1 protein-coding gene is annotated in these 379 nt (G+C 74.1%); it reads right to left on the bottom strand.

What is annotated here, in order from left to right; genetic code table 11:
• Window positions 1-379, bottom strand: a 379-nt coding sequence (locus tag GWK61_RS55625) for a substrate-binding domain-containing protein (RefSeq protein ID WP_194922424.1), incomplete at both ends; no start/stop codon positions are given.

Here is a 379-nt window from a genome sequence, read left to right as displayed (position 1 = left end):
CCATCAGGTCGTTGAAGCAGAACACTGCGTCGGGCCGCTCCGGCAGCTTCAGCAGCCGGCGCATCGCGGCCGCGCCGTCGGGGCGGAAGTAGGCGCGGACCGGCGGGCACAGCGCCGGTTCGGCCGGCAGCCCGGCCGCCGTCAGCGCCTGCCGGTAGCCGGTCATGCGTTGCTGCGCGGTGGCGCGGGGGCTCGGGTCCTGCCAGCCGATCGCGGCTATCCGCTTACGCCCGGCGGCTATCAGGTGGTCCACCGCCTCGCGGGCCGCGCTCACGTTGTCGATGTGGACGTGGTCGCAGACCAGGCCGAGGTCGGCCTCGCCGAGCAGGACCAGCGGGATCTGGCGTTCGCGCGCGGCCAGTTCGTGCTGGTCCAGGCC

The organism is Catenulispora rubra (genome assembly GCF_015356825.1).
Taxonomy (GTDB): Bacteria; Actinomycetota; Actinomycetes; order Streptomycetales; family Catenulisporaceae; genus Catenulispora; species Catenulispora rubra.
Note: the sequence above shows the minus strand (reverse complement) of the source record. Positions and strands in the feature narration are given on the sequence as shown.